We start from the raw sequence: 26,214 nt of genomic DNA on the forward strand, positions 1-26,214 counted from the left end.
TGGATTTCAAACCCCGACTTTCAAGCTTGAGGCCGGCCGGAGGCCGTGTCTTGATGCAACCGAGGAGGAGCGACATGGCTTTCGAAGCTGCGCTTGGCATGGAACGGCTTTGCACCATCCGGGAGATTGCCGAGAAGGCGGAACTTGGCGCCGCCACCGTGCATCGCGCGCTGAAGAACAGCCGCGAGGTCCACCCCGAAACCAGGCGACTGGTGCTTGATACCGTCTGTCGGCTCAACGAGGAAAAGATCGCCCGCGCTGCCCGGTTCGTCGGGGGATAGTGCCGTGGCCGACCACATGCGCCTTTCCCTCGACATCATGTCGGTCGACCGCGCTTCGGAAGAACCGATGCATCGTCAGATCTACGGCGCCCTGCGACGCTTCATCCTTGACGGCCAGATCCCACAGAACACGCTGCTGCCGTCGACGCGCTCGCTGGCCGAAGATCTGAAGGTCGGGCGCAACACGGTCATCGCCGCCTATGACCAGCTCCTTGCCGAAGGTTTTATCGAGGCGCGTGCCGGATCGGGCACCTGGGTGGCGCCGATCCAGCAGAACCGCCCGTTAGCATCCCTGCGCGCCGGACTGGCAGCGCCGCAAAAGCTGTCGCGGCGTGGCCAGACCATCGTCAACGGCCCGCAACCGCCGCGCAATGCCGGCGTCATCAATTTCCATCCCGGCGTGCCCGAAACGGCATCGTTTCCGTTCACCATCTGGTCAAGCCTTCTGGTGCGCAATGCACGCAGCCGCGACGAGAGCCTGCTTGGTTATCTCTCCTTTGCCGGCCACCCCGGCCTGCGTCAGGCCATTGCCTCGACCATCGGCCTGTCGCGCGGCATCAGCTGCACCGCCGACCAGGTGATCATCGTCACCGGTGCGCAAGCAGCGCTCGATCTCGTCTCGCGCGTGCTGATGGACGAAGGCGACCATGTCTGGATGGAGGAGCCCGGCTATCTCGGCGCCAAAAGCGCCTTTCTTGCCAGCGGCGCCAAATTAGCACCATTGAAGGTCGACCGGCGCGGCTGGCATCTTGCCGATCCGGAGCTGCCGCCGCCGCGGCTGATCTATGTGACGCCATCCTGCCAATGGCCGTTCGGCACCATCATGCGCATCGAGGAGCGCCTGCAACTGCTCGACATTGCCGAGCGCAACCGCGCCTGGATCGTCGAGGATGACTATGACGGCGAATACCGGTTCCGCGGCCGGCCGGTGCCGGCCCTGCGCGGGCTCGACCACGCCGACCGCGTCGTCTACATCGGCAGCTTCGGCAAGACGCTGATCCCGGCGCTGCGCATCGGCTATCTGATCGTGCCGCGCGAACTGTCGGTGCCGTTCGATCGGGCAGTGAGCATCACCGGCCAGTTCGCGCCGCTGATCCTGCAGGCAACGGTCAACGACTTCATCACGCAGGGCTATTTCGCCACACACCTCAAGCGCATGCGCCGGCTCTACGCGCGTCGGCAGGCGAACTTCGTCAAGCTGTGCCAGGAGCATCTGGCCGAATGGCTGACCGTGACGGAAAACGATTCCGGCATGCAGCTGCTGGCGAGCTTCGTCAGGCCCTACAAGGACAGTGACGTGGTTGCCGCCGCCCTCAAGGAGGGGCTCGACGTCCAGGGCATCTCCATCAACTACCACTCTACTGAACCCGAGCACGGCCTGCTGCTCGGCTATGCGGCGATGGACGAACGCCAGATCCTGCGCGCCGTGCTGGCGCTGCGCGCCGCGTTCCTAAGGTTGGACAGAAGCTAGAGCAAGCGCGTCATCTCGTTCACCGCGGTTGCAACAGTCGCCCGAGGCGATTAGAAATGCGGCATCGGTCCTGGTCCTTCGCCGCGTTCGCGCAAGGAGCCACTCGCAAGGCCGAAACTCCCCGAAAACCTGAAGCATGCCACCGCCGCTATGGCCCGGCGGCGCTTTCATCTGAACCATGAGGATTGCCATGAGAACCGCATCCTGTGCCTGCGGGCAACTGAGGATCTCCTGTAACGGAGAGCCGCAACTGGTTGCACAGTGCCACTGCCTCGACTGCCAGAAGCGAACCGGCAGCACGTACGGCGTCGCAGCCTTCTTTGCGCGCGACAAGGTAGAAGCCGAAGGCGACGCCAGCACCTACAGGCGATCGGCTCGGAGCGGCCATCACGTCACTTTCCATTTCTGCCCGGGCTGCGGCTCGAGCGTCTTCTGGGAGCCCGAGCGAAAGCCTGAATGGATCGCCGTCGCGGTCGGCTGCTTCGCCGATCCCGCCTTTCCGGCTCCGGCGCATGCTGGGTGGGAAGAACGGCGCCATCCCTGGGTTTCCGGTTAGCGACGCCAACCCGCCAGGGCAGCGCTTTATCCTACTGGTTGATCTCGGGTTCAACGAGCTTCGCCAGATTTCGCAGCGACTCCTGCCAGCCGAGATAGCAGGCCTCGACCGGGATGGCGTCTGGAATACCTGCCTGCGTGATATTCACTTCGGTGCCGACCGACACTTTCTTCAATGTCACGGTCACCTCGATCTCGCCGGCCAGGTTGGGGTCGTCGAACCGGTCGGTGTAACGCAGTTGCTCGTTGGGCACGAGCTCGACATATTCGCCGCCGAACGAATGGCTGTCGCCGGTGGTGAAGTTGCGGAAGGACATTTTGAACGTACCGCCGACTTTTGCCTCGAAGTGATGAACCGTGCAGGTGAAGCCGTTCGGCGGAAGCCATTTCGCAAGTGCATCCGCTTCGAGGAACGCGCGGTAGACTTTCTCCGGGCTTGTTGTCAGAACGCGGTGCAGCCGTACGGTGCCGGGCATATCGTTAATCCTCCGTGTTGGTGATCGATGCCCCCTAGGACGAGCGGAGCCCGGCCTATCCGACACGGACCCGCGGATTTTTTGACAACCGGTTATGCCGGCCGGAATCCTCTCCCGGCCACCGGACAAAGAATTCGACCGCAGGGTAGCAAACCGCGCCGGATCTGGTCTAGTTCACACTGTCGAACTTCTGCAGATCAACCGGTGCCGCCTTGCGCAATTCGATATCATCGAGCGAAGCATTCTCCAGGGCCACCCGCGCCGCCGCGTCGATGTTGTGGATCATGTCCTGAATGTCGCTATCGCTGTGCGCTGGGTTCATGGCGACCATCACGGTGCGGTTGAGGATGTCGAGCGAGCGCTTGCCGAGGTCGTCGGAATAATCCAGCCGCAGGCCCTGGTTCTCGGGCAGTGCGTAAGGATTGAGCGCCGGATGATGCGCCCCTTCATGCATCAGCACCTGGTCCCACTGGGTGAAATTGTGACGGCCGGTCTTGCCGGCAACGACGCTCGGAATGGTCTTCGAAAAGGTCTGCGCCGCCTGCTCGCTCGGCAGCAGGTACATCACCTGTGCGGCGCAGTCGTCGTCCGCGCTGTTCATCGGCGACGGCGTCAGCCCAAGATTGCTAAGGTGGCGGGTACCGGCCAGCACCGTCTTCTTCTCGGCCCGCATCGCCTCGATGATGCCGTCCAGCCGGTCGAGCTGGACGTTGAGCATCGCCCCCATCAGTTCGGAAGCACGCGCGCCGATGCCGGCGAAGGGTTTGATGCTGTCGCTTCTGCCCTGCCAGTAGAAATGGCAAGGGTCGATGGCGCAGCGCGCACGCTCAGCCACTTTCGGATCGCTGGTGGCGATACCGCCGCCCTCGCCCGAGGTCATGTTCTTGAAGTAGTTGAAGGAATAGGCGCCGGCATGGCCGATCGAGCCGAGCCTGCGGCCCTCATAGCCACCGCCGATGCCTTGGCAGACATCCTCCAGCACCAGCAGACCGCGCTTGGCAGCAATGTCCATGATCGCATTCATGTTGCAGGCCGCGCCCCACATATGCACCGGGATGACCGCCCTGGTGCGCGGCCCGATGGCGTCCCGCAAGGCGATGGGATCGATGGTCAGGCTCTCGTCGATGTCGACGATGACGGGAATGGCCCCGACCGAAAGCACCGCGGTCGCGGTCGCCATATAGGTGTGCGCAGGCACCAGCACTTCGTCCCCCGGGCCGATTCCGAGGCCGATCAGGCCGGCGGCGAGCCCATAGGTGCCGCTGGCGGCCAGCGCGAAATGCTCGACGCCAAGATGCTGCGCATAGCGGGCCTCGAAGCGGTCGCATTCGCTGTCCTTGCCGTAACGAAACAGCGCGCCCGAGCGGATCACCCTGGCAATGGCTTCGATTTCCTCTTCGCCGGCGGTGTACATGACAGGCCTCCAAGTCACTTGGTAATGTGGGTCGCTTGATGGTGTGGACAGCTGTAGGCTTGTCGGCACAGTTTGAAAGAACCACTCCGCCGCTATTCGACCAAGCCATCTGCGCCCGGACGACGGTTCCTATGAGTGGTTTTGAACCCTGATTGGGGAAATCGGCAGCTAAGTGTCGCAGCCGGCAGGCAAATCGTATCCATCCGAATTCGCCAAAGTGGCCCTGTCGGAAAGCCGGGTTTCGGCGTTCCATTCCGGCCATTTGGGCAAACGGTTGGTTCCATGAAATACGGGACACACTTTGGAAGACCCCCGAAACCGGTATGCCGGCGGGAAGGCGGCCATTCGTGAACGCCGCCGGCTCCAGCAAACGGATCGTGCTCCACGAGGACGATGTCGGCATGTGCCACGGCGCCAACAGCGCCTTTCTCGAATTGAGCGGGCTGGGTGTCTGCAGTTCCGGCGCGGTGATGGTGCCGTGCCCCTGGTTCCTCGAAATGGCCGAAGGCGCCGCCGCCAACCCCTGCCTTGACCTTGGCGTCCACCTGACGCTGAACAGCGAGAAGCAGCATTACAAATGGCGGCCCTTGACCGCGCCGTCGCGAGCGGCCGGCCTGACCGACGAGTTCGGCTTCTTCTGGCCCGATGTGGCGACCACGCGCCGCAAGGCGGTGCCGCAGGCGGTCGAGGCCGAGCTTCGCGCCCAGATCGACACCGCCTATCGCGCCGGCATCGACGTTACCCATCTCGACGCGCATATGGGCGCGGCATTGTCGCCGGAATTTTGCGACATCTACATCAAGCTCGGGCTGGAATATCAACTGCCCGTGCTGCTGACCAAGACGCTGTCCGCCTATTCCCCCAACGACAATCTGGTCGGCGTTACCGAGGAGGCGTTCCAGCGCGGCGTGGCGCTGGCCCGCGCTGGCGGCTTTGCCATTTTCGACGCCGCGATCCAGACGACCTGGGGCCGGCCGCGTTCCAGGCCGATCGAGCCCGCTTACAAAGCGCTCATCGAGGGTGTGCGCGAGGGCCTGACCTTCTTTTGCCTGCATTGCAACGCGCCCGGTGAACTCGAGCTGATCGAGCCGCGCTCAGCCTATATCCGCACCGAAGAGTACGAGCTGTTCCGCGGCCAGGGCTTTCGCGACTGGCTCGCCGCACAGCCGATCGACATCATCGGCATGAAGGCCCTGCGCGAGGAGCTTCGCGCCACGCTCTCGGCCGGCCGATCATCGACAACGGCCCGCGGCAGCAACGCGGGCGAACAGCGATTGGCGTCGGCAAAGGCCCGCAAAGCGGCCACCCGATCCGCGACGTGAGCCGATCGTCGCGGCCGGAAACGGCGCCAGAGGGATTGGAACTGCAACGACAAATGGGAGAACAAGATGAAAACTCTTCTGAAAGCGGCATTGGGCGCCTTCCTCTCGGCGGGCCTGATGACTGGCATTGCGTATGCCGCGGGCCTCAAGGATCCGAAGGACGTCCGCATCACCTTCGTGGTGCACGGGTCGGCGTCCGATCCCTATTGGTCGGTGGTCAAGCGCGGCGTCGATGACGCGGCCGCCCTCACCGGCGCCAAGGTCGAATATTACGCGCCGCAGGTCTTCGACGTGGTCGAGCAGGCCCGGCTTCTCGACGCCGCCATTGCCACCAAGCCGGACGGCATCGCCGTCTCCATCGCCGACGCCAATGCACTCGGCAAATCGGTCAAATCCGGGCTTGCCGCCAATATTCCCATGGTGGTTCTGGATTCCGGCGAAAAGGAAGGCGCCGAGCTCGGCACGACGCTCTATGTCGGCACCGTTTCCGAATATGATTCCGGCAAGAAGGCCGGCGAGCGGCTGGCCAAGGAAGGCACCCTGAAGGTCCTTTGCATCAATCACGAGGTCGGCAATGTCAGCCTCGACCAGCGCTGCCAGGGCCTCAATGACGGGCTGAAGCCATCCGGCGGCGGCACCGAGGTCCTGGCCGTAGCGCCCGATCCCGCGGACATCCAGCGCCGCACGGAAGCCTATCTGTCGGCACATCCCGACACGCAGGCCGTCTTCGCGCTTGGCGCCACTGCCGCCAACCCGCTGATCCCGATGTTCCGCGACAAGGAACTGTTCGGCAAGCTCAAGCTCTATACCTTCGACATCAGCCCGGAGGTTCTCGACTCTGTCGTCGCCGGCGAAATGGGCTTCGGCATGGACGCCCAGCAATATCTGATGGGCTATCTGCCGGTGATCTATCTGGTCGAGCAGGCGACGCACGGCTTCTGGCCGCAGAACAACGCCTATACCGGACCGCTGTTCATCGACTCGCCGGAAAAAGCCAAGGCGATCCTGGCGCTCGCCAAAGAGGGCATCCGCTAAAGCATGTCGCGCAAAAGTGTGCAGCGGTTTTGCGGTAACGACATGCATCAAAATTTAGGCCAGCGCTCCGGCGGAACGGGAGAATGCGCCAAGCGCTCTCCCGTTCCTTCGAAGATTGCGATTTGAGCGATTGGAGAGCCTAATGGCGGTCGTGGAAGACAAGGCGATATCTCCGGGTGAACTGAAGGCGACCGACCGCTTCGGCATGACGTCGAAGCGGGCCGCCGGCGCCGACGAACGGTTGGCCAGCACCGGCAAGCTGACCCAGTGGCTGCGCCGGCCGGAAGCCGGTGCCGCCGGTGGGCTGCTTGCGACGATCATCATCTTTGCGCTGCTGCCGGGCGCGGCGAACCTCTATTCGCTGCAGGGGTCAATGACCTTCCTGACGCTGTCGGCGGAGCTCGGCATCGTCGCCACCGCGGCAGCACTCCTCATCATCGCCGGCGAGTTCGATCTTTCGGTCGGCTCCATGGTCGGCTTCGCCGGTGTCGTCATCGGGCTGACGGTGAAGTACTGGGGACTGCCGCTATGGGGCGGCATCGCCTGCGCCCTCGCCGTCGCCATCCTCACCGGCTATCTCAATGGCCTGATCGTGGTGAAGACGCGCCTGCCCTCCTTCATCGTCACGCTCGCCACGCTCTATATCCTGCGCGGACTGTCGATCGGCATCACCCGCGCCGTCACCGGCCGCACCCAGATCCCCTACATACTCGAGGGCGCACCGGATCCGGCGACGGCCGGCATTTTCAACGGCCATCTGCTCACCGGCCTTTTCCACTGGATGGGCGCGCAAGGCTGGATCGCCACCCGCAGCGACGGCATTCCCTTCGTCGCCGGCATTCCGATGTCGATCGTCTGGTGGCTCGGCCTGACGGCGCTGGCCGGCTACGTGCTCACCCAGACGAAGTACGGCAACTGGATTTTCGCCACGGGCGGCGACCTGATCGCCGCCCGCAACGTCGGCGTGCCGGTCGATCGCGTCAAGATCAGCCTGTTCATCTACACCGCCTGCGCGGCGACGCTGCTTGCCACCATCCAGGTGATGGAGGCGGGCTCCGCCGACACCACGCGCGGCCTGCTCAAGGAATTCGAGGCGATCATCGCCGCCGTCATCGGCGGCGTGCTGCTCACCGGCGGCTACGGCACCGTCTATGGCGTGCTGTTCGGCGCGCTGATCTTCGGGCTGGTGCAGATGGGCATCTTCTACACCGGCATCGACACTGACTGGTTCAAGGTCTTCCTCGGCATCGTCATCCTGATGGCCGTGCTGGTCAACAACTACATCAGGCTGAAGGCGCTCGGCCGCGGAGGTGGCAAATGACCGAGCCAGCGCCAGCAATGGAACTGCGCGGCGTCAGCGTCAATTTCGGTTCGGTGCGCGCCCTCCAGGACATCGACATCAAGGTCTATCCGGGCGAGGTCCACTGCCTGCTCGGCGACAACGGCGCCGGCAAGTCGACACTGATCAAGGTTCTGTCCGGCGTCTATCGGCCGACCAAGGGCGAAATCCTGGTCGACGGCAAGCCGGTCACTTTCCGCAGCCCGCGCGACGCGCAGGAACTCGGCGTGGCAACGGTGTTCCAGGACCTCGGCATGATCTCGCTGATGTCGATCACCCGTAACTTCTTCCTCGGCCGCGAGCCGACCAAAAGCAGCCTGCCCTTCTCGCGCATCGACAAGGAGCGCGCCAACACCATCGCCAGGCAGGCGATGGCCGATATCGGCATCGACGTGCGCGATCCGACGCAAGCCGTCGGCACGCTGTCGGGCGGCGAGCGCCAGTCGGTGGCGATCGCCCGCGCCGTGCATTTTGGTGCGCGCGTGCTGATCCTCGACGAGCCGACCTCCGCACTCGGCGTCCACCAGGCGGCGATGGTGCTGAAATTCATCATCGAAGCGCGCATGCGGGGCCTGGCCGTCATTTTCATCAGCCACAACATCCACCATGCCTATCCGGTCGGCGACACCTTCACCCTGCTCAACCGCGGCCGCAATCGCGGTACCTACGCCAAGTCGGAGATTTCGCGCGACGAGGTCATCTCGATCATGTCGGGCGGCGAGGATCTGAAGGCGGTCGAGGCGGAGATTGCCGGCCTGCTGGCCCAGATCGGCAACCGGCCGCCCGCGGCGCCTTGAGCCTACATCAGGACATCGCGGGGATGATGGCATGAGCAGGTTACGCGTCGGGGTCGTCGGCGCCGGCATGATCTCGCAGGTCGAGCATATTCCCAATCTGCTGCGCCTTGGTGAATTGTTCGAGGTCGTCGGGGTCGCCGATCCCTCGAGGATTTCGCGGCAGTTCGTCACCGACACCCATGGCATTGCCAATTTCGAAACGATCGACCAGCTCTTCGACCAACGCCTCGACGCGGTGGTGATCGGCTCGCCGGACCCGCTACATCACGAACAGGTGCTGGCGGCGCTGGCGGTTGGCCTGCATGTCTTTTGCGAAAAGCCGCTTTGCTATTCGCTGGCGGAAATCGCCGAGATCATCGCCGCGTGCGACGCCGCCAGGAAAATCGTTCAGGTCGGCTATATGAAGCGCTTCGATCCGAGCTACCGGCTGGCGCTCGCTTCGCTGCCTGGAACATCAAACACGCTGCGCGCGGTCTCGGTGGAAGTGAACGATCCCGACGCCTGGCCGTTCATCACCCACCAGCCCTACAGGCGCGGCACCGATATCCCCAACGACCTGATCGCCGCTGTCGCCGCCAAGCAGAAGCGCCAGGTCGAATACGCCATCGATGTCCCCGTGACCAAGCTCGCTTTCCGTGGATTTATCGGCGCTTACAGCTCGGCCTTGATTCACGACGTCAACGCCGTCCACGGCCTGCTCGACGCGCTCGGCGTGCCGGACGGCGAGGTCGTCGGCGCGCAGATCTTTGCCAATGGCGACGGCGGCCAGGGCGCCGTCAAGTTGCTGGACGGGCAGGCGCTGTGGACCATGACCCATCTCACCGTGCCCAAGCTTGCCGACTACAAGGAGCGGATCACGCTGTTCTTCGACGATGCCAGCCTCGAGCTCGAATTCCCCTCGCCCTGGCTCAACCATCATCCGACCCGGCTGACGGTGACGACCTCGGACGGTCACATACTGTCGAAGCGTGATTTGCGCGCCGGCTACGCAGAAGCCTTCGTCGAGGAGATGCGTGGCTTCTGGGCGGCCATCGTCAATGGCGACCCCGTCGTCAACCCGCCCGAACACGCCGCCCGCGACCAGGAGCTGCTCCTCGGCCTGACGTGGCAGCATCTGGCGACCGAACCCTTCGACTGAGCGCTCAATCTGTAGCTGAACGGCCGCTACCTGGACTTGATGACGCTGTCGGTATTGGCCAGCAGCTTGCGCACCGCATTGCGCGCCGCGTCCGGCCGCTGCAGGCGGATGCTCTTCTCGATCGCCTCATGCAGCCTCTGCGCATGCTGCAAATCGTCGAGTTCCCGCGTAGTATAAGCAAATAGATGATCGAATGCCGATTCGATCAGCACGCCGAGCGGCACCAGCAGATCGTTGCCCGAGGCCCGCAGGATGGCGAGGTGGAACCGCGTGTCGGCGCGCGTTCGCTCCTGCAGATTGGTCGCCTCGCCCATCTCGCGGCAGGCCTGGCTGATCTCGGCCATCTGCTCGTCGGTGCGCCGCATCGCGGCAAAGGCGCTGGCCTCCGGCTCGATGATGTGGCGGAATTCCTGCACGGTCCTGAGGAACACCTCGCGATCCGGCGAGGTCGCGTACCAGGCCAGCACGTCGCGATCGAGCAAGTTCCAGCGCTCCTTCGGCTCGACCCAGCTGCCGATCTTCGGGCGCGAGGCAAGCAGGCTCTTGGCCATCAGCATTTTTATGGCTTCGCGCACCGCCGAGCGGCTGACGTCGAAGGTCTCGGACCATTTGGCCTCGTTGGGCAGGATGGTTCCCGGCGGATAGTCGCCGCGCACGATCCTCAGCCCGATCTCGTTGGCGAGCGACGCGTGAACGCTCGACCCCGGCATGCGCGCCGCATCGGCCCGGCGAATACCGCTCGTGCGTTCGGCGAACGCCTCGGCCGCTGTCTTTCCCTTGTTCGGCTTCGCGTCCTGCATAGCTCCACAAAGTCCGGATTTGGAGGCGTGTCAAGGAGATGAAATCGACGGCAATATCTCAGTTTGGTTTTCCGCCTCAGTCCCCTCCCCGACACCGCGCTTTGCCGAGCGCTCACGCCGGAGCGGCACAAACGGCTTCTCTTGGTTCCGATTGAATTCCTCGATCAGGAAATCAAGGAAGGCGCGGATTTTCGGGGCAAGATGCTGCCGTGCCGGATAGACCGCGTAGAGCGTGGTTTCGACCTTTTCCCAGTCATCCAGAGCCGATTGCAGCCGGCCTGCTTTCAGGTCGCTCTCGACATAGGGATAGGGGATCAGGCTGACGCCGAAGCCGGCGCGCAGCGCATCGCGCACGGCAAGGCTTGACGAGACCGTATATCGTCCGTCGATGGCGACCCGCTCGGCGCGGCCGTCCTTGCGGAATTCCCATATGTCCGCATGCCCCGAGAGGCTGAACCGGATGCAATTGGCCGCCTTCAAATCGGCAGGCGTCTTGGGCCGGCCATGCTCCTCGAAATAGGACGGAGCCGCGCAAAGCACGTGCGGCATGACCGCAAGCTTTCTCGCGACCAGGCTGGAATCCTCGAGATTGTCGCTGCCGCGAATGGCCAGGTCAAATCCCTCCCGCACGATATCGACGCGCCTGTCGTCAAGATGCAGATCGAGTTTCAAATCGGGATAGCGCGATAGAAACGCGGGGATGGCAGCCGAAAGCCGCGTCAATGTGACAGTCATCGGCGCGCTGACCCGCAACGTGCCGCTCGGCGCCGTCTTGACCGGGCCGAGGACCTGGTCGGCCCTGGCCAGCGCATCGAGCCCCTGCGTGACATGCTCCAGATAGATTCTGCCTTCTTCGGTCAGGGCCATGCGCCGCGTTGTCCGGTTGATAAGCCGCACCCCCAGATGCGCCTCCAATTCGGCGATGTTCTTGCTGACCGCAGGAGGAGAGAGACCGAGCCGCCGTCCGGCTTCGGCAAAGCTGTTCAGTTCCGCCACATGGCGGAAAACCTGCAACGCCGTCAGGCGATCCATCTCATCATTCTCTTCTAGTAAACAATGTCTTTCAATTATCGCGTATTATCGCTCGTTGGTAAATTCTCTATCTGCTATCCGAACGGCTTGCTCAATTCGGAACGACATGATGACCAACCCCACAATCTCCCTGATCGAGCGGCGCATGTCGGCCAATCGGTTCGATGCCTCGCACGCATTGACGGATGCCGAGGTCGAGGAACTGGCACGCCTCGCAACGCGCGCGCCAAGCGCCTACAACCTTCAGAATTGGCGGTTCATCGCCGTGCGGACGCCGGAAGCAAAGGCGCGGTTGCGCAGCGTGGCCCATGGCCAGGCCAAGGTGCAGGAAGCAGCGGTCACCTTCATCGTCTGCGGCGTACTGCCCGACCACGCTGCCCTCAATGCCAGGCTGCGTCCTTTCGTCGAAGCCGGCTTCATGCCGGCGGATATGGCTTCGGGCTGGCGGGAGGGCGCCCGCGCCCAATATGCCGATCCTCTAGCGGCCCGCGACGAGGCGGTGCGCTCGGCAACGCTCGGCGCTGCAACGCTGATTTTCGCGGCCGAAGCGCTGGGGCTCGTCTCCGGTCCGATGGCCGGCTTCGATGCCGAAGGCGTGGCGCGCGAGTTTGGCCTTGGGCGCAATGAAGTGCCGGTGATGCTCATCGCAGTCGGCCGCGCCGCGCCCGGAAACTGGCCGCAAAAGCCGCGTCGCCCCCTTGCCGAAGTACTGGAAATCTTATGAAAACGCACCGTTCCGATCTGTTGCTTACAGCCATTGCACCCGCAATATGGGGCAGCACCTACATCGTCACCACGCAGTTCCTGCCGAACTTTTCGCCGATGACGGTTGCAATGCTGCGAGCCTTGCCCGCCGGATTGCTGCTGCTCGCGATCGTTCGGCAACTGCCGACGGGCATCTGGTGGCTACGCAGTTTCCTGCTCGGAGCCCTCAACATCTCGATCTTCCTGAGCCTGTTGTTTGTCGCCGCCTACCGGCTTCCGGGCGGGGTCGCCGCGACGGTGCTGTCGGTCCAGCCGTTAATTGTGATTTTCCTTGCCGCTGCCATGCTTGGCAGCCCTGTCCGGCCGTTGGCGATCGTCGCCGCCCTTGTCGGGATCGCAGGTGTCGCGTTGCTGGTGCTGACCCCGAACGCGACGCTCGATGCGGCCGGCGTTGCCGCCGGCGTCGCCGGGGCGGCCTCCATGGCCTTCGGAAGCGTATTGTCGCGTAAGTGGCAACCGCCAGTATCGCTGCTTACCTTCACGGCATGGCAGCTGACCGCCGGCGGTCTGCTTCTCGTTCCAGTGGCTCTGCTTTTCGAATCGTCCATCCCGCTCCCGACCGGCGCCAACCTGCTTGGACTGGCGTGGCTCGGGCTGATCGGTGCGGCGCTGACCTATGTCCTCTGGTTCCGGGGCATTGCGCGACTAGAATCCGCAGTGGTGTCATCGCTGCTTTTCCTCAGCCCGGTGACCGCCGTGCTGCTTGGATGGGTATTCCTGGATCAGACGCTGACCTTGCCTCAAATCGCCGGCGTCGTTTTCGTCATCGGCAGCATCTGGCTGGCTCAACGGCCCAATCGGAACGAGGCTTGAGCCTGAGCGGGAAGTTGGTCAGTTTGAAATTTGGCCGCCGGCTTGGTCGATGACGGAAATGAGCTGTTTCGCGAGCATTGCGCGAATCATATTCTCCATCTCACTGATGTCCTCTTCACCATTGCTAGCAGCCTCATCGGCCATTTCGAGAGCCTCAATGTAATGGCTATTATCGGTCTCGATTTGTTGAGGGATTGTTGGGGACCCCGGCAACACGTAACCCAATTTAGTGCTCAACAATAAGTAGGATAATGCTCGAGAGGTGCGGCCATTTCCGTCAGCAAACGGGTGAATCCAATTCAGCCGCCACATGGCATACGCTGATAGATAAAACGCAGTTCGCTCGTGCCAATTGTCGTTTATGTAATCACAAAATTCGGTTAGGTGCGTTGTCACCAAATGAGGCGGCGGCGGCGAGTGCTTACTCTTGTGGATACCGGCGGGGTTTTTGCGTATTTCCCCGGGCTCGGCTTCTATTCCCTGAACAGCCTCTCGCTGCAGGTCCAAAATTAAAGGAACCCGAAGGGCGAACGGCCGATCGGGTTCCAAATAGTAACGAATGACATCTAGCGTTAGGTCGTACTGGCGAAATCCATTTTCAATCTCAAGCCGTGTGTTGTGATCGACCGCCACGCTTTACTCTCTACCGGCCGTGGACAGCTTCTCTCGGCACACGATGTGAGATTTCTTCCACCAGTTCACGCGTCACATTGCTATTTTCGATCTTCGTGTTTCCGTACACGAAGCTGTTGCGCTGTTCGTTGCGCTGCTCGTCGTTCATGTGAACGCCCTTTGCTAGCTCAACGAGTCTAGAAAGGTTGTGGTCGCCCATTCGTGCCTCCTGCTGATTTGTCACTAGAACATAGTGCGTACGCAAGAGGTTGCCAATGCGCTAATCGCCACCGGTACGCTTTGTATGGCCCGCGCTTTCCCGCCTTCGGTGCCATCGCTGGTCGGGGCGCGTGAAACTGAGGCACTACCGCCTAGGCCGCCACCTTGTGTCGGCGGATTGTTCGGCACTATGGTCAAGCGGCGGAGGATCTGCCGATGCCACAACGGCCCTATGATGAGCGTCTGCTCCGTCAGGCGTTCGAAGTCGCGCGCCGAGCCCGCGATGCTGGCGAACATCCCTTTGGTTCGCTCCTCGCCGATAAGGACGGCAATGTGTTGCGCGAGCAGCCCAACGGTTACAAAGCCGGCGGGGGCGACCGCACCGCTCACGCCGAAAGGCTGCTGGCCTCGTGGGCGGCGATGAATGTCAGTCTCGAAAAGCTGGCTTCCTGCACCCTCTACACCTCGGCCGAACCTTGCGCGATGTGCTCTGGGACAATCTATTGGGCGGGCATCGGACGGGTCGTCTTTGGGCAGAGCGAACATGACCTCAAGCGGGTAACGGGTGCACATGTCGAGAATCCCACGCTCGACCTGCCCTGCAGGATCGTCTTCGAAGCCGGGCAGCGTCCGACTGAAGTCGTCGGCCCGCTGCTTGCCGATGAAGCGGCGCAACTCCAGGCCGATTTCTGGAAAGACAAGTAGCTCGATTGCCCGCGCGCGGCAAACGCGTGAGCCTAGCCTCATGACGAAAAAATCGGGGCTGGCCCAGTGGCGGCTCCGCGTCAGATCCGCCCGTCAGCCCGTCTTGACGTATTTCCGCCAGCTGTGCTCAGGCCGGAAGCCGAGCATGTCGCGCGCCTTGCGGTTGGAGAGCAGCGTCTCGTATTCGCCGAGATCGCCCTTGACGGGCACGTCGGGATAAAACCGCTTCAAAAGTTCGGCCGTCGGCAGGTCGGACGAGGTGTCGTCATTGGCGGCGTTGAACACCTGATAGCCGAGCCCGTCCTTCTCGATGGCGCGCAGCGTGATCTGGCCGAGGTCGCGCGCGTCGATATAGCTCCAGGCGATGCGCTTGCGGAAACCCGGATCGGCGAACCATTTCGGAAATAGCGAATATTCATGCGGCTCGATGACGTTGCCGATGCGCAGGGCGTAGATGTCGCTGCCATCGCGTTGTGCAAACGCCCGCGCGGTCTTCTCGTTGACGACCTTGGACAGCGCATAGCTGTCCATCGGATCGACGTCGTACTCCTCGTCGAGCGGGAAATACGTCGGATCGCGCGGTTCGTTGGCGAAGACCAGGCCGTAGGTGGTTTCGCTGGAGGCGATCACCACCTTGCGGATGCCGAGCTTCACCGCGGCCTCGATGACGTTGTAGGTGCCGAGCGCGTTGATGCGGAACACCTCGTTGTCGGGCGTGATCATGATGCGCGGGATCGCCGCGAAATGCACCACGGCATCGACCGGCTGCGTGCGCAGCGACGGGTCGAATTCATGCAGGCCCATATAGCTCGACAGCGCGTTGAACACCTGCCCGCTGTCGGTGATGTCGGTGATCAGCGTGCGCACCTTGGGATTGTCGAGCGGCTTGGTGTCGATGTTGAGTACCTGGCAGCCCTGCTCGACGAGATACCGCACGACGTGGCGCCCGGCTTTGCCGCTGCCGCCGGTGAACATAATCCGCTTCGTCATTTTGCTCTCCCTGGAATTCATGTGTATTGTCAGACAATATCGAACTCTGCAATCGCCTGCCATGGCATGCGGCAAAAACCCGCTTCAACAATTCGCCGGCAAGCTGCAGCGCCGTCATCCATCATTGCAAGATAGGACGAAACGACATGAACACGACCGCCGCGAGCGAAAAGATTGGCTTCATCGGGCTTGGCCTGATGGGGCACGGGATCGCGAAGAACATCGTCGACAAGGGCTATCCGCTGACGTTTCTCGGCCGCAAGAACCGCGCGCCGGCGCAAGACCTGCTCGGCCGCGGCGCCAGGGAAGCGGCGACCTCGCGCGACGTCGCGGCGGCCTCCGACATCGTCTTCATCTGCGTCACCGGCTCGCGCGAGGTCGAAGCCATCATCCGCGGCCCAGGCGGCCTCAAGGAAGGCCTGAAGCAGGGATCGGTTGTCGTCGACTGCTCGACCTCTGATCCCGTTTCGACGGTGGCGCTGGCCGCCGAACTCAAGGGGCTAGGCGTCGATTATGTCGATGCCCCGCTCAGCCGCACGCCGAAGGAAGCCTGGGAAGGCACGCTCGACGCCATGGTCGGCGCGCCCGACGCGGTCTTTGCCCGGCTGAAGCCGGTGCTCGAAACCTGGGCCGGGCGCATCGTCCATATCGGCGACACCGGCGACGGCCACCGCATGAAGCTGCTCAACAACTTCATTTCGCTCGGCTACGCCGCGATCTATTCCGAAGCGCTGGCGCTGGCGCAGAAGGTCGGCATCTCGCCGCCGCGCTTCGACAGCGTCATCCGCAACGGCCGCATGGATTGCGGTTTCTACCAGACCTTCATGCGCTGGACGCTGGAAGGCGACCGCGACGCCCACAAATTCACCATCGCCAACGCCTTCAAGGATCTCACCTATCTCGAGTCGATGGCGGGTGCTGCCGGCATCGCCAACCCGCTCGGCAACGCCACCAAGAACGCCTTCGCCGGCGCCTTCGCGGCCGGCCCCGCCGACCAGTACGTGCCGATGCTGGCCACGCATATCGGCAAGGTCAACGGCGTCGACCTGATGCCGACCAGGGACGGCAAGAAGCAGACGATCTGAGAACGTTGAGATTAACGCCTGGGAGTGTCGCACAACTGTAGACGTTCGCTGCCGACCAGCTACAGCCGCCAATCTCCAACGCTGGCGATTAGCCACATGACACCACACCTTCGTCATCCCAGGGCGGAGCAGCAGCGAAGCGACGTCGCGCAGACCCTGGGATCCATGCCGTGAGATCAGCCGAAGAATGCAGCGCGGCTCAGAACGGCGCTTGTATCCGCCATTGCGCTCGTTGCCCTTCCACCATGACCGCGAGCCAGAAGCTGCTGAAGCGCTGGCTCCGCCAATGGAAGACCGAATTGATCGAGACGACCAGTCGCAGAGTGCTTCGAGCTTTTTCGCAGGACGGGGGTGGCAGCGTTTGGTTCTGGTCCGCTGGAGCACTGCCGCAAGGTAACGGGTCTGCGCCGCGTCGCTTCGCTCCTTGCTCCGCCCAGGGATGACGAAGGGAGGGGATGACGAAGGGAGGGTTTCGGCTAATCTCCTAAATTTGCGATTTGCGACTGACGGGAACGATCGACCTTCGTTGCTGGTTGACCCGACTTACACGCAGTTGGCCGAGAAACGATCGAATCAGCGCCGAAACCGGCCGATAACGTCGTCGGTATTGGCGAGAAGTCTGTGCACCAAAGCACGCGCACTTCCGATCGGAAGAAGCCAAAAACAAAAAACCCGCCTCGGTGGGCGGGTCGTCGGCGCCAATTCGCACCATACCCAAATTAGTAGCATAGCTGCCGGCACAAATCAAGAACAAAGTACATTGCGACGATAAAAACCGAATTCCTGTCCCACCCGAGTTCGCCAGCCCTGTGCAACCATCACCGCCGCGACCGGCCGATAACGTCGTCGGTGTTGGCGAGAAGTCTGTGCACCGCGGCACGGGCTGCAGCCGGCCGCTGCAGGCGGATGTTCTTCTCGATTGCCTCGTGCAGCCTCTGCGCATGCTGCTGGTCGCTGGTTTCGCGCGTGACGAAAACAAACAGGTGATCGAGCGCCGATTCGATCAGCACGCCGAGCGGCACCAGCAGATCGTTGCCCGAGGCCCGCAGGATGGCGAGGTGAAACCGCGTGTCGGCGCGCGTTCGCTCCTGCAGGTTGGTCGCCTCGCCCATCTCGCGGCAGGCCTGGCTGATCTCGGCCATCTGCTCGTCGGTGCGCCGCATGGCGGCAAAGGCGCTGGCCTCCGGCTCGATGATGTGGCGGAATTCCTGCACGGTCCTGAGGAACACCTCACGATCCGGCGAGGTCGCGTACCAGGCTAGCACATCGCGATCGAGCAGGTTCCAGCGCTCCTTCGGCTCGACCCAGCTGCCGATCTTCGGGCGCGAGGCAAGCAGGCTCTTGGCCATTAGCATTTTTATGGCTTCGCGCACCGCCGAGCGGCTGACGTCGAAGGTCTCGGACCATTTGGCTTCGTTGGGCAGGATGGTTCCCGGCGGATAGTCGCCGCGCACGATCCTCAGCCCGATCTCGTTGGCCAGCGACGCATGCACGCTCGAGCCGGGAAAGTGTGCGGCGTCGGCGCGCCGAACGCCGGCCGGCCGCTCAGCCTCTGCCTTCTTGGCGGGTCGCTTTTTTGATGTCGCGTCCGGCATTCGTATTCCCCGGCAGCTGCTTGTCGAAAGCCTGAATTCAGGGCACGACAAGGCAGCGGCCTACGCTCCAAAGCAGCGTCGCCTCGTGCGTTTGTATGGACGATGCGTAACGGGGCGCCCGTCGGGCGCCCCGTAATTGCCGACCTACTTCTGGATGCAGGTGTCGACAGTATCCTTGGTGCATTCGTCGAGGCCGGTGAACACCGGATCGGCCACCGGCTTGCCTTCGATCAGGTCGATCATCACCGAAGGCGCCTTGTAGCCCATCTCGAACGGCCGCTGGCCAACCAGTGCGGTCACCAGCCCGTCACGAGCAATCGCCACCTCGTCGCCGATCGTGTCGGCGGCGCCGATGACGAAGGCGTTGCTGGCGATCTTGTCGGCCATCGGCTTGAACAGGTCGCGATAGGGCTGCGGAGCGCCGAACAGCGGCCAGCCGCCCATGATACCGAAGGCGTCGAGATCGGGATTGGCGGCGAGGATGTCGGTCATCGCCTGCACGCCCTTAGCGCCGTCGTCATTGGTGAACACCGGGCAGCCGGCAACTTCGGTCCAGCCGCCTTCGCCCGCCAGCGCCGCGAGGCCGTCCTTGCCTGAAAGCGCGTCACGCATGCCCTGCGCGCGGCGCAGGATGTTGTCGGCCGCCGGATTGCCTTCGATGGTGCAGATCTTGCCGCCATTCGGCTTGGCCTTCTTGATGTATTCGCCGATCTTGTGACCCATCAGGTAGTTGTCGGTGCCGAGATAGGTCTTGCGCAGCGCCGCGTCTTCCTTGCTGAGGTCGGCGTCGACGGTCATGATCGGGATCGACGGATTGGCGCTTTTGATCGTCTGCGCGATCAATGGCGCGTTCGACGGCGAAATCGCCATCGCCACCGTGTCGGGCTTGCTCAGCATGTCCTGGACGATCTGGGCTTCACCGGCCTCATCCGAGGTCGACGCCGGTCCGGTGTAGAAGCACTCATATTCCGAGCTGGCGTTTTCCTTGTTCCATTTCTCGCAGCCCTGATGGATGGCCTCGAAGAATGGATTGTCGAGACCCTTCACGACGATGACGAGCTGTTTCTTGGCCATGGCCGGCCCGGCACCCAACGCCATGACGGCGGCGGCAGCGAGCAATAGTGATTTCCTCATGTCAGTCCTCCCTTTTGAAACAAACGGACACCGCGTGCCCGCCACACACAGATCGACCTGGAGCAAGATGACAGAGGACGTCGCACTCGTGTCGCCAAGCCAGGTCGATAAGCATTTTCATATTCAGTCTCAGACAGGCATCGACAGATATCGCCGGTTGCCAAATCCCTGACCGACAAACCCTCACCGATTTCCTTCCGGCAACCCGGTGGCTCGGCGCAAGCTCCTCCGACACTTAGCTAATATCGCCTTGTCACCGACGTCAATGCTATTTGTCCTACAAAACTGATTTTTCGAAAGAAGCCGTGGTTGACGCCAAGAAGGCTTATGCGTAAATGGGCGAAATCGCTGCTTCCGGGAGGAACTGGGAAGAGCGAAAGGCCGCGGCAGAACCGCAGGCCCCAAAGCACGGGGAGGCAAGAAGGCTGGTGGCGGTTCTCGAACTCACCAACATTTCGAAGCATTTTGGCGCCATCCAGGCGGTCAACGACGTTTCGTTGTCGATCGAAGCGGGACAGGTTGTCGGCCTGATGGGCGACAACGGCGCCGGCAAGTCGACGCTGGTCAAGATGATCGCCGGCAATTTCCCGCCGAGCCATGGCACGATGCAGATGGACGGCAAGGAGCTGATCCTCCACAAGCCGGTCGAGGCGCGCCAGCACGGCATCGAAATCGTCCATCAGGACCTGGCGCTGTGCAACAATCTGACGGCCGCCGCCAACGTCTATCTCGGCCGCGAATTGCGCCGCGGCCTCGGGCCGCTTCGCATCCTCGACTATGCCGCGATGTACAAGCGTGCCGGCCAGATCTTTGCCGAGCTGAAATCCGAAACGCGCCCGCGCGACCTGGTCAAACAAATGTCGGGCGGCCAGCGGCAAGCGGTGGCCATCGCCCGCACCATGCTTTCGCAGGCCAAGATCGTGCTGATGGACGAGCCGACGGCGGCGATCTCGGTGCGCCAGGTCGCCGAGGTGTTGAACCTGATCCGCCATTTGCGCGACCAGGGCATCGCCGTCGTGCTGATCAGCCACCGCATGCCCGACGTCTTTGACGTTGCCGACCGCGTTATCGTCATGCGGCGCGGCCGCAAGGTCGCCGACAAGACGATCGCATCCAGTTCGCCGGAAGAAGTCACCGGACTCATCACCGGCGCCATCGAACAGGTATGATTGACGCCTCAACCATGAGTAAAAAAGGTCGATAATGGCTGTCACCCTTGATCAGACGATCGCGCACAAGCAGCACACCTTGCTGAGCAAGGTGTTTGCCAGCCAGACCTTCTGGGTGGTGATCGCGGTCATCCTCGCCTGCCTGTTCCTGTCGGTGGCAACGGATTCCTTCGCCACGACCAAGAACCTCTACAACATCACCCGCAACGTCACCTTCGTCGCCATCGTGGCGCTCGGCATGACGTTCGTCATCATCACGGGCGGTATCGACCTGTCGGTCGGCTCCGTGCTTTGCCTTTGCTCGATGGTGCTGGCCGTGACCATGCATGCCGGCTACGGCATCGAGATCGGCATTGGCGCCGCGATCGCGACAGCGCTGATCATCGGCGCCTTCAACGGGATTCTGATCGCCTATCTCGGCTTTCCGCCCTTCGTGGTGACGCTCGGCATGCTGTCGATTGCGCGCAGCCTTGCCATGGTCGCCTCCAACAACACCGTCGTCTTCCAGTTCGGGCCGGACCACGACAAGCTGCTGGCGCTGGGCGGCGGCGCATGGGTGTTCGGCATCGCCAATCCGGTGCTCTACATGATCGTGCTGGCGTTGATCACCGGCTTTGTGCTGCGCTGGACGAAATTCGGCCGGCACATCTTCGCCATCGGCGGCAACGAGCATGCGGCGACGCTGACCGGCGTTCCGGTGCGCCAGATCAAGGTCGTCGTCTACATGATCTCGGCACTGGCGGCTGGCCTTGCCGGCATCATCCAGACCGGCTGGCTGGGCGCGGTCACCACCAATCTCGGCAACGGCATGGAGCTTCAGGTGATCGCCGCCACCGTCATCGGCGGCGCCAACCTGGCCGGCGGCATGGGCACCGCTTTCGGCGCGGTCGTCGGCGCGGCGCTGATCGAGGTCATCCGCAACAGCCTCGGCCTGCTCGGCATCAATGCCTTCTGGCAAGGCGTGTTCATCGGCGGCGCCATCCTGCTCGCCGTGCTGTTCGACCGCATCCGCAATTTCAGGCGCAACGACTGACGTTCAAGCCCCAACGTCCCCTTCTCCCCTTGTGGGAGAAGGTGTCGCCGAAGGCGACGGATGAGGGGTGCGCCAGCTTGGCATCGCCTCATTTCTTCCAACACCCCTCAACCGTCTCGGCGCTTACGCGCCGATCCACCTTCTCCCGCAGGGGGAGAAGGGGACGCGCTCCTATCGCCGAGTCTGAAAATCCGCCGGTGCGGCGCATGGCCGGCGCCCGGGCGTGCACATGCGTCTTGACGCAAGCCCAAACTGAGCCGCACAATCGCCCGCAGCAGGCGAAGGGAGGCCAGTCGCCTGCGGGAGGATGCACCCATGACGGAAGCGATCAGGCTCTACTGGGGCCGGTTCGGACATGTTTCTGTCCTGAACGTCGCCAGCGACTTCGTCACCCATGCCCATGTCGAGGCGCATATCATCATCTGGCTGGAAGGCACCGCCGGCGAGATGACCATCGGCCGCGAGACGGTGCGGCTTGGACCGGGCACCGCCGCCGGCATCAATTCCTTCCAGCCGCACAGCCACGCTCTGTCCCGCGACGGCACGCCCGGCCTGTTCCTCGCCTTTTACATCGATCCGGACTGGGCACGGAAACGCCGCGAGCTGCCTTCCGCCGCGCCGCTGTTCTCCGCCCCGGCAATCACGCTCGAGCCTTGGCTGCACAAGGCAGCGGCTAACCTCCTCGACCATCTCAGCGACAATGAGAGCATCGACGACATCGCCAGTTACGAGATCGAGCGCTTCATCGACAGCGTGCTCGATGCCGCCGACGCGTCCGCACCGCAGACCGTGCGTGCCCGCGTCAACACCATGCAGGACTTCCGCGTCCGCAAGGCGATCCAGCTGATGAAAGCCAATGTCTGCGAGCGCATCTGCTTCGACGACGTGGCGCGCAGCGTCGGCCTGTCGCGGCCGCATTTCTTCGCGCTGTTCAAGGAACAGACCAATCTGACGCCCAACGTCTATTGGAATACGCTGCGCATGGAGGAAGCGGTGCGGCAATTGCAATGGTCGCAGGAGCCGCTGATCTCGGTCGCCTGCAATCTCGGCTTCACTACCCAGGGCAATTTCTCGCGCTTCTTCCGCGACCATGTCGGCGTCCCGCCGACGCTTTACCGCGAGGCGGCACGGGCGATCAGCTGAGCGCCCGTTTTTCAGACTATTTGATAGGCGTTCAAGACGCATTGATAAGCGCCGCCAAGTCCGCCGCCCTACCCTCCCAGGCAGCTGATTTGCGAGGGAACGATCAAATGGCGAAAGTCACTATCTCCAGCGTCATCGACGCGCCGGTCGAAAAGGTCTGGGCGCGCATACGCGACTTCAACGGCCTGCCGACCTGGCACCCGCGCATGGTCGAAAGTCATATCGAGGACGGCAAGGATGCCGGCACGATCGGCTGCATACGCAATTTCCAGCTCGCCAGCGGCGCCCGCCTACGCGAAAAGCTGCTCGATTTCTCCGACGAGAATTTCCTCGTCAGCTACTCCATCCTGGAGACGCCGCAGCCGCTCACCAACCACAAGGCGACGCTGCAGTTGCGCCGGGTGACCGACGGCGACCGCACCTACGCCGAATGGACCGCCAGCTTCGACGCGCCCCCGGAGGAAGCCGACAAGCTGGCCGAAGGCATGGGCGCAAACGTCTTCCAGGGCGGCTTCAACGCTCTGAAGGCCCATTTTGCCGGCCAAGGTTGAACTGGACTGTGCTGACAAACAGGAGCGTTCCATGACGCTTGCACTGCAGACTTTCCCGACGGTGAAGGACGCCGGCGCGGCGCTGAAAGCCGCCGGCGCCCGCTATCTCGGCGGCGGCACGCTGGTCGTTCGCGCCGCCAATGAAGGCGATGTGTCGATCTCCGGTTTCGTCAGGTCGACCGAGCCGGCGCTGTCGGCCGTCGCCGTTTCCGATAACGAGGTCCGCATTGGCGCTTCGGTGACCATGGCGGCGATCGCCCGCCATCCGGATCTCGCCCCCCTGGCCCACGCCGCGCGCGGTGTCGGCGGACCGGCGATCCGCAACATGGCGACGGTCGGCGGCAATCTCTTCGCGCCGACACCTTACGGTGATTTCACCGTTGCGCTGCTGGCTCTGGACGCAACCGTCAGCACCGGTGACTCCGAGCTGCCGATTGAGACATTCCTGGCAAAGCGCGCGAGCAATGACGCCATCGTCACGGCGGTCGGCGTCACGCTTCCGAAGGAAGGCGGCTTTCGCTTCCTGAAAGTGTCGCGGGTCAAGCCAAAGGGCGTCTCGGTGCTGAGCATCGCAACCGTGCTGGAACAGGCGCCGGACGGAACCGTGTCGTCAGCGCGGATCGCGTTCGGCTGCATGGCCGACCGGCCGATCCGTGCCAGGGCGGCGGAGAAAGCCTTGATTGGCCGCAAACTCACCGCAGACGGCATTGCACCGGCACTGGCTGTTGCCCGCGACGGCACTTCGCCCCCAACCGATCCAATCGCCAGTGCCTGGTATCGCAACGAAGTCCTGCCGGTCCATCTCGCCCGGCTGCTGCTCGCCTGAAAGCCCATGGCGCGCATGTCCGTCTGGCTGCGGCGCAAGGAGTAAAAAGATGGCAAAGGTCCCGGTTCAGTTCACGCTCAATGGTGCGGAGAAAGCCGAGTTCATCGACAGCGGCACGACGCTGCTTCGTGCGCTGCGCGATAAGATCGGCGACACCTCGCCGAAGGGCGGCTGCCATCAGGGCACCTGCGGTGCGTGCTCGGTCATCATCGATGGCGAACTCAGGCTCTCCTGCCTGACGCTGGCAGAGGCCTGCAATGGTGCGACTATCACCACAACATCAGGGCTTTCGAAAGGCGGCGTGCTGCATCCGCTGCAACGCGCTTTCCTCGACGCTTTCGCCACCCAATGCGGTTTCTGCACACCGGGCATGATCATGGCCGCCAAGGTGCTGCTCGATCACACGCCGAACCCCAGCCGCGAGGACGTGGTCGAGGCGCTGTCGGGCAATATCTGCCGCTGTACCGGCTACGAGCCGATCATCCAGGCGGTGCTGACCGCCGCGCGGTCCAATTCGCAGAACGCGGCTTGAGGGGAGTTAAGACAATGGAACTCCGCAAGAGCTATTTCGCCGACCAGCGCAAGGACGATCTGCACGAGATCGGCCAGCCGCGGCCGCGTTCGGATTTACCCGGCCATGTCACCGGCAAGACCACCTATTTCGCCGACCGCAATTTTCCCGGCATGCTGCATTTGAAGATGGTGCGCAGCCCGCACCACCACGCCCGCATCCGCAGCATCGACATATCCGAAGCGGAAAAGCACCCAGGCGTCGTCAATGTGCTGACCGCCAAGGATGTGCCCCACAATGTCTACACCATCCTGATCCTGATCCAGATCGGGCCGGAGGACGAAACGGTGCTGGCCGACGGCAAGGTGCGCTGGAAGGGCGAGGCGGTGGTGGCGGTGCTGGCCGAGACCGAGCGTGCCGCCCAGGAAGCCGTCGCCAAGGTCAAGGTCGATTACGAGGTGCTGCCGGCCGTCTTCGACATGGACGAAGCGTTGAAGCCCGGCGCGCCGATCGTCAACGAATATCACGGCCGCAATTATTACCTCTACGACAGCGGCGAATGCCGCAAGGTGCGCTTCGGCGATGTCGAGGCAGGCTTTGCCGGAGCCGACCACGTGCTCGAACAGACCTACCGGTCTTCACCGATCGAGCATGCGCCGACCGAGACGACAGGCTGCATCGTCGCACCCGAGGGTAACGACCGCTTCACCTGCTACACCAACACGCAGGCGATGTTCTTCACCCTCGACAACGCCTCGATCATCCTGCAGATGCCCGGCAACAAGCTGCATTTCGTCGGCGGCACCGTCGGCGGCGGCTTTGGGGGCAAGGTCGACGTCATCGTCGAGCCGATCGCCATCCTCGGCGCCAAAATAACAGGACGACCGGTCTGTTTTATCTACAGCCGCGAGGAAGAGATGCAGATTTCCTCGCCGCGCGCCGCCGAGAAGGTCGTCATCAAGGACGGCGTCATGAACGACGGCCGCATCGTCGCGCGCAAAGTCACCGGCTACACCGATGCCGGCGCCTATTCGCGCCATTCGCCCTACGGCGCGCAGAAGGGCGCAGGCCACTATCCCGGCCCGTATACGATCCCGAACGTCTGGATCGACACTTATTGCGTCTACACCAACCGCACCCCGTCCTCGGCGATGCGCGGTTTCGGCGTCACCATCGGCGATTTTGCGCTGGAGGTGCAGATGGACAAGCTCGCACGGCTGATCGGCATGGACCCGCTCGAATTCCGCTTCATCAACGCCTACCGCGACGGCGACATGAAGGCGCATCGCCAGCCGACCGAGGGAGCGGCGCTGATCGAATGCATGCAGGAAGCCTCACGCGCCGCCAACTGGCCGGTGGCGGAGAAGTTCATGGCGATGTCGTCTTACGCGAAGGGAGCTTGA

General features: G+C 63.0%; 28 protein-coding genes. 19 read left to right on the plus strand and 9 right to left on the minus strand.

Annotated features, from left to right (window positions below):
- Positions 1-74: 74 nt before the first annotated feature.
- The 3 genes from NKJ72_RS00955 (at position 75) to NKJ72_RS00965 (ending at position 2,308) form a co-directional block, all read left to right on the plus strand.
- On the plus strand, positions 75-281 hold the full coding sequence (locus NKJ72_RS00955) for a LacI family DNA-binding transcriptional regulator (RefSeq protein ID WP_023721239.1): 207 nt from the start codon (positions 75-77) through the stop codon (positions 279-281).
- A 4-nt stretch (positions 282-285) separates the two neighbouring features.
- The gene (gene mocR, locus NKJ72_RS00960) at positions 286-1,752 is read left to right on the plus strand and encodes a rhizopine catabolism transcriptional regulator MocR (RefSeq protein WP_352475444.1); all 1,467 of its coding nucleotides are present in this window, start codon (positions 286-288) and stop codon (positions 1,750-1,752) included.
- Between the two features lie 190 nt (positions 1,753-1,942).
- A complete protein-coding gene (locus NKJ72_RS00965) occupies positions 1,943-2,308 on the plus strand; it encodes a GFA family protein (RefSeq protein ID WP_352475445.1) in 366 nt (121 codons plus the stop codon).
- Between the two features lie 31 nt (positions 2,309-2,339).
- Here NKJ72_RS00965 and NKJ72_RS00970 read toward each other — a convergent pair whose 3' ends face one another.
- Together NKJ72_RS00970 and NKJ72_RS00975 are read right to left on the minus strand one after the other, a co-directional pair.
- Positions 2,340-2,783: an SRPBCC family protein gene (locus NKJ72_RS00970; protein ID WP_023675820.1), complete on the minus strand. Its 444-nt coding sequence runs from the start codon at positions 2,781-2,783 to the stop codon at positions 2,340-2,342.
- A gap of 169 nt (positions 2,784-2,952) precedes the next feature.
- Entirely contained in the window at positions 2,953-4,197 is a 1,245-nt protein-coding gene (locus tag NKJ72_RS00975; RefSeq protein WP_352475446.1) for a DegT/DnrJ/EryC1/StrS family aminotransferase, read from the minus strand.
- Positions 4,198-4,544: 347 nt separating this feature from the next.
- On the opposite strand from NKJ72_RS00975, the gene NKJ72_RS00980 reads away from it, so the two are divergent.
- The 5 genes from NKJ72_RS00980 to NKJ72_RS01000 all read left to right on the plus strand — a co-directional run bounded on the left by NKJ72_RS00980 (position 4,545) and on the right by NKJ72_RS01000 (position 9,828).
- Positions 4,545-5,519 (plus strand): polysaccharide deacetylase family protein, encoded by a 975-nt coding sequence (locus NKJ72_RS00980; RefSeq protein ID WP_352475447.1) that lies wholly within the window; start codon positions 4,545-4,547, stop codon positions 5,517-5,519.
- Between the two features lie 66 nt (positions 5,520-5,585).
- Positions 5,586-6,554: a rhizopine catabolism ABC transporter substrate-binding protein gene (locus NKJ72_RS00985; RefSeq protein ID WP_352475448.1), complete on the plus strand. Its 969-nt coding sequence runs from the start codon at positions 5,586-5,588 to the stop codon at positions 6,552-6,554.
- Between the two features lie 205 nt (positions 6,555-6,759).
- A complete protein-coding gene (locus NKJ72_RS00990) occupies positions 6,760-7,875 on the plus strand; it encodes an ABC transporter permease (RefSeq protein ID WP_352475726.1) in 1,116 nt (371 codons plus the stop codon).
- Positions 7,872-8,690, plus strand: coding sequence for an ATP-binding cassette domain-containing protein (locus NKJ72_RS00995; protein WP_352475449.1), 819 nt, complete (start codon positions 7,872-7,874; stop codon positions 8,688-8,690). Before NKJ72_RS00990 ends, NKJ72_RS00995 begins: the two co-directional genes overlap by 4 nt.
- Positions 8,691-8,721: 31 nt before the next feature.
- Positions 8,722-9,828 carry a Gfo/Idh/MocA family protein gene (locus NKJ72_RS01000; protein ID WP_352475450.1) on the plus strand — a complete coding sequence of 369 codons (1,107 nt, stop codon included), beginning with the start codon at positions 8,722-8,724 and terminating at the stop codon, positions 9,826-9,828.
- 26 nt (positions 9,829-9,854) lie between these two features.
- Here the strand turns inward: NKJ72_RS01000 and NKJ72_RS01005 are convergent, their stop codons facing one another.
- Positions 9,855-10,628 (minus strand): FadR/GntR family transcriptional regulator, encoded by a 774-nt coding sequence (locus tag NKJ72_RS01005; protein WP_352475451.1) that lies wholly within the window; start codon positions 10,626-10,628, stop codon positions 9,855-9,857.
- A gap of 30 nt (positions 10,629-10,658) precedes the next feature.
- The gene (locus NKJ72_RS01010; RefSeq protein WP_352475452.1) at positions 10,659-11,660 is read right to left on the minus strand and encodes a LysR family transcriptional regulator; all 1,002 of its coding nucleotides are present in this window, start codon (positions 11,658-11,660) and stop codon (positions 10,659-10,661) included.
- 109 nt (positions 11,661-11,769) lie between these two features.
- Here NKJ72_RS01010 and NKJ72_RS01015 point away from each other — a divergent pair, with 109 nt between their 5' ends.
- Together NKJ72_RS01015 and NKJ72_RS01020 are read left to right on the plus strand one after the other, a co-directional pair.
- Entirely contained in the window at positions 11,770-12,384 is a 615-nt protein-coding gene (locus tag NKJ72_RS01015) for a nitroreductase family protein (RefSeq protein ID WP_352475453.1), read from the plus strand.
- On the plus strand, positions 12,381-13,238 hold the full coding sequence (locus NKJ72_RS01020; protein WP_352475454.1) for an EamA family transporter: 858 nt from the start codon (positions 12,381-12,383) through the stop codon (positions 13,236-13,238). The genes NKJ72_RS01015 and NKJ72_RS01020 overlap by 4 nt, the downstream gene beginning before the upstream one ends.
- A gap of 18 nt (positions 13,239-13,256) precedes the next feature.
- On the opposite strand, the gene NKJ72_RS01025 is transcribed toward NKJ72_RS01020, so the two are convergent.
- Positions 13,257-13,871 carry a Fic family protein gene (locus NKJ72_RS01025; protein ID WP_352475455.1) on the minus strand — a complete coding sequence of 205 codons (615 nt, stop codon included), beginning with the start codon at positions 13,869-13,871 and terminating at the stop codon, positions 13,257-13,259.
- 10 nt (positions 13,872-13,881) lie between these two features.
- Positions 13,882-14,070: a hypothetical protein gene (locus NKJ72_RS01030; RefSeq protein ID WP_352475456.1), complete on the minus strand. Its 189-nt coding sequence runs from the start codon at positions 14,068-14,070 to the stop codon at positions 13,882-13,884.
- 215 nt (positions 14,071-14,285) lie between these two features.
- Between NKJ72_RS01030 and NKJ72_RS01035 the strand changes: the two genes are divergently transcribed.
- Positions 14,286-14,774: a nucleoside deaminase gene (locus NKJ72_RS01035; RefSeq protein ID WP_254819093.1), complete on the plus strand. Its 489-nt coding sequence runs from the start codon at positions 14,286-14,288 to the stop codon at positions 14,772-14,774.
- A 93-nt stretch (positions 14,775-14,867) separates the two neighbouring features.
- Here NKJ72_RS01035 and NKJ72_RS01040 read toward each other — a convergent pair whose 3' ends face one another.
- Positions 14,868-15,764 carry an NAD-dependent epimerase/dehydratase family protein gene (locus NKJ72_RS01040; protein ID WP_352475457.1) on the minus strand — a complete coding sequence of 299 codons (897 nt, stop codon included), beginning with the start codon at positions 15,762-15,764 and terminating at the stop codon, positions 14,868-14,870.
- 146 nt (positions 15,765-15,910) lie between these two features.
- Here NKJ72_RS01040 and NKJ72_RS01045 point away from each other — a divergent pair, with 146 nt between their 5' ends.
- Positions 15,911-16,849, plus strand: coding sequence for an NAD(P)-dependent oxidoreductase (locus tag NKJ72_RS01045; RefSeq protein WP_352475458.1), 939 nt, complete (start codon positions 15,911-15,913; stop codon positions 16,847-16,849).
- An 818-nt stretch (positions 16,850-17,667) separates the two neighbouring features.
- Here NKJ72_RS01045 and NKJ72_RS01050 read toward each other — a convergent pair.
- Together NKJ72_RS01050 and NKJ72_RS01055 are read right to left on the minus strand one after the other, a co-directional pair.
- Positions 17,668-18,444 (minus strand): FadR/GntR family transcriptional regulator, encoded by a 777-nt coding sequence (locus NKJ72_RS01050; RefSeq protein ID WP_254820534.1) that lies wholly within the window; start codon positions 18,442-18,444, stop codon positions 17,668-17,670.
- A gap of 144 nt (positions 18,445-18,588) precedes the next feature.
- Positions 18,589-19,578 carry a sugar-binding protein gene (locus NKJ72_RS01055; RefSeq protein ID WP_254820533.1) on the minus strand — a complete coding sequence of 330 codons (990 nt, stop codon included), beginning with the start codon at positions 19,576-19,578 and terminating at the stop codon, positions 18,589-18,591.
- Between the two features lie 428 nt (positions 19,579-20,006).
- Here NKJ72_RS01055 and NKJ72_RS01060 point away from each other — a divergent pair, with 428 nt between their 5' ends.
- The 7 genes from NKJ72_RS01060 (at position 20,007) to NKJ72_RS01090 (ending at position 26,214) form a co-directional block, all read left to right on the plus strand.
- On the plus strand, positions 20,007-20,747 hold the full coding sequence (locus tag NKJ72_RS01060; RefSeq protein WP_023675804.1) for an ATP-binding cassette domain-containing protein: 741 nt from the start codon (positions 20,007-20,009) through the stop codon (positions 20,745-20,747).
- A 34-nt stretch (positions 20,748-20,781) separates the two neighbouring features.
- Positions 20,782-21,780: an ABC transporter permease gene (locus tag NKJ72_RS01065; RefSeq protein WP_352475459.1), complete on the plus strand. Its 999-nt coding sequence runs from the start codon at positions 20,782-20,784 to the stop codon at positions 21,778-21,780.
- 315 nt (positions 21,781-22,095) lie between these two features.
- Positions 22,096-22,923, plus strand: a complete 828-nt coding sequence (locus NKJ72_RS01070; protein WP_352475460.1) for an AraC family transcriptional regulator — start codon at positions 22,096-22,098, stop codon at positions 22,921-22,923.
- Between the two features lie 107 nt (positions 22,924-23,030).
- The gene (locus NKJ72_RS01075; protein WP_352475461.1) at positions 23,031-23,474 is read left to right on the plus strand and encodes an SRPBCC family protein; all 444 of its coding nucleotides are present in this window, start codon (positions 23,031-23,033) and stop codon (positions 23,472-23,474) included.
- A 31-nt stretch (positions 23,475-23,505) separates the two neighbouring features.
- A complete protein-coding gene (locus tag NKJ72_RS01080; RefSeq protein ID WP_352475462.1) occupies positions 23,506-24,300 on the plus strand; it encodes an FAD binding domain-containing protein in 795 nt (264 codons plus the stop codon).
- A 49-nt stretch (positions 24,301-24,349) separates the two neighbouring features.
- A complete protein-coding gene (locus NKJ72_RS01085) occupies positions 24,350-24,832 on the plus strand; it encodes a (2Fe-2S)-binding protein (RefSeq protein WP_352475463.1) in 483 nt (160 codons plus the stop codon).
- Positions 24,833-24,846: 14 nt separating this feature from the next.
- Complete coding sequence (locus NKJ72_RS01090) at positions 24,847-26,214, plus strand: xanthine dehydrogenase family protein molybdopterin-binding subunit (RefSeq protein ID WP_352475464.1); 1,368 nt, start codon at positions 24,847-24,849, stop codon at positions 26,212-26,214.

The sequence above is a fragment of the Mesorhizobium sp. M0045 genome (assembly GCF_040323385.1).
Lineage (GTDB): Bacteria > Pseudomonadota > Alphaproteobacteria > Rhizobiales > Rhizobiaceae > Mesorhizobium.

What these genes read in the sequence shown, in the direction of transcription:
- NKJ72_RS00955 (WP_023721239.1), top strand. Translation starts at nt 75, where the DNA reads ATGGCTTTCGAAGCTGCGCTTGGCATGGAACGGCTTTGCACCATCCGG.
- NKJ72_RS00965 (WP_352475445.1), top strand. Translation starts at nt 1,943, where the DNA reads ATGAGAACCGCATCCTGTGCCTGCGGGCAACTGAGGATCTCCTGTAAC.
- NKJ72_RS00970 (WP_023675820.1), bottom strand. Translation starts at nt 2,783, where the DNA reads ATGCCCGGCACCGTACGGCTGCACCGCGTTCTGACAACAAGCCCGGAG.
- NKJ72_RS00975 (WP_352475446.1), bottom strand. Translation starts at nt 4,197, where the DNA reads ATGTACACCGCCGGCGAAGAGGAAATCGAAGCCATTGCCAGGGTGATC.
- NKJ72_RS00985 (WP_352475448.1), top strand. Translation starts at nt 5,586, where the DNA reads ATGAAAACTCTTCTGAAAGCGGCATTGGGCGCCTTCCTCTCGGCGGGC.
- NKJ72_RS00990 (WP_352475726.1), top strand. Translation starts at nt 6,760, where the DNA reads ATGACGTCGAAGCGGGCCGCCGGCGCCGACGAACGGTTGGCCAGCACC.
- NKJ72_RS00995 (WP_352475449.1), top strand. Translation starts at nt 7,872, where the DNA reads ATGACCGAGCCAGCGCCAGCAATGGAACTGCGCGGCGTCAGCGTCAAT.
- NKJ72_RS01000 (WP_352475450.1), top strand. Translation starts at nt 8,722, where the DNA reads ATGAGCAGGTTACGCGTCGGGGTCGTCGGCGCCGGCATGATCTCGCAG.
- NKJ72_RS01005 (WP_352475451.1), bottom strand. Translation starts at nt 10,628, where the DNA reads ATGCAGGACGCGAAGCCGAACAAGGGAAAGACAGCGGCCGAGGCGTTC.
- NKJ72_RS01010 (WP_352475452.1), bottom strand. Translation starts at nt 11,660, where the DNA reads ATGGATCGCCTGACGGCGTTGCAGGTTTTCCGCCATGTGGCGGAACTG.
- NKJ72_RS01015 (WP_352475453.1), top strand. Translation starts at nt 11,770, where the DNA reads ATGACCAACCCCACAATCTCCCTGATCGAGCGGCGCATGTCGGCCAAT.
- NKJ72_RS01020 (WP_352475454.1), top strand. Translation starts at nt 12,381, where the DNA reads ATGAAAACGCACCGTTCCGATCTGTTGCTTACAGCCATTGCACCCGCA.
- NKJ72_RS01030 (WP_352475456.1), bottom strand. Translation starts at nt 14,070, where the DNA reads ATGGGCGACCACAACCTTTCTAGACTCGTTGAGCTAGCAAAGGGCGTT.
- NKJ72_RS01035 (WP_254819093.1), top strand. Translation starts at nt 14,286, where the DNA reads ATGCCACAACGGCCCTATGATGAGCGTCTGCTCCGTCAGGCGTTCGAA.
- NKJ72_RS01040 (WP_352475457.1), bottom strand. Translation starts at nt 15,764, where the DNA reads ATGACGAAGCGGATTATGTTCACCGGCGGCAGCGGCAAAGCCGGGCGC.
- NKJ72_RS01045 (WP_352475458.1), top strand. Translation starts at nt 15,911, where the DNA reads ATGAACACGACCGCCGCGAGCGAAAAGATTGGCTTCATCGGGCTTGGC.
- NKJ72_RS01050 (WP_254820534.1), bottom strand. Translation starts at nt 18,444, where the DNA reads ATGCCGGACGCGACATCAAAAAAGCGACCCGCCAAGAAGGCAGAGGCT.
- NKJ72_RS01055 (WP_254820533.1), bottom strand. Translation starts at nt 19,578, where the DNA reads ATGAGGAAATCACTATTGCTCGCTGCCGCCGCCGTCATGGCGTTGGGT.
- NKJ72_RS01065 (WP_352475459.1), top strand. Translation starts at nt 20,782, where the DNA reads ATGGCTGTCACCCTTGATCAGACGATCGCGCACAAGCAGCACACCTTG.
- NKJ72_RS01070 (WP_352475460.1), top strand. Translation starts at nt 22,096, where the DNA reads ATGACGGAAGCGATCAGGCTCTACTGGGGCCGGTTCGGACATGTTTCT.
- NKJ72_RS01075 (WP_352475461.1), top strand. Translation starts at nt 23,031, where the DNA reads ATGGCGAAAGTCACTATCTCCAGCGTCATCGACGCGCCGGTCGAAAAG.
- NKJ72_RS01080 (WP_352475462.1), top strand. Translation starts at nt 23,506, where the DNA reads ATGACGCTTGCACTGCAGACTTTCCCGACGGTGAAGGACGCCGGCGCG.
- NKJ72_RS01085 (WP_352475463.1), top strand. Translation starts at nt 24,350, where the DNA reads ATGGCAAAGGTCCCGGTTCAGTTCACGCTCAATGGTGCGGAGAAAGCC.
- NKJ72_RS01090 (WP_352475464.1), top strand. Translation starts at nt 24,847, where the DNA reads ATGGAACTCCGCAAGAGCTATTTCGCCGACCAGCGCAAGGACGATCTG.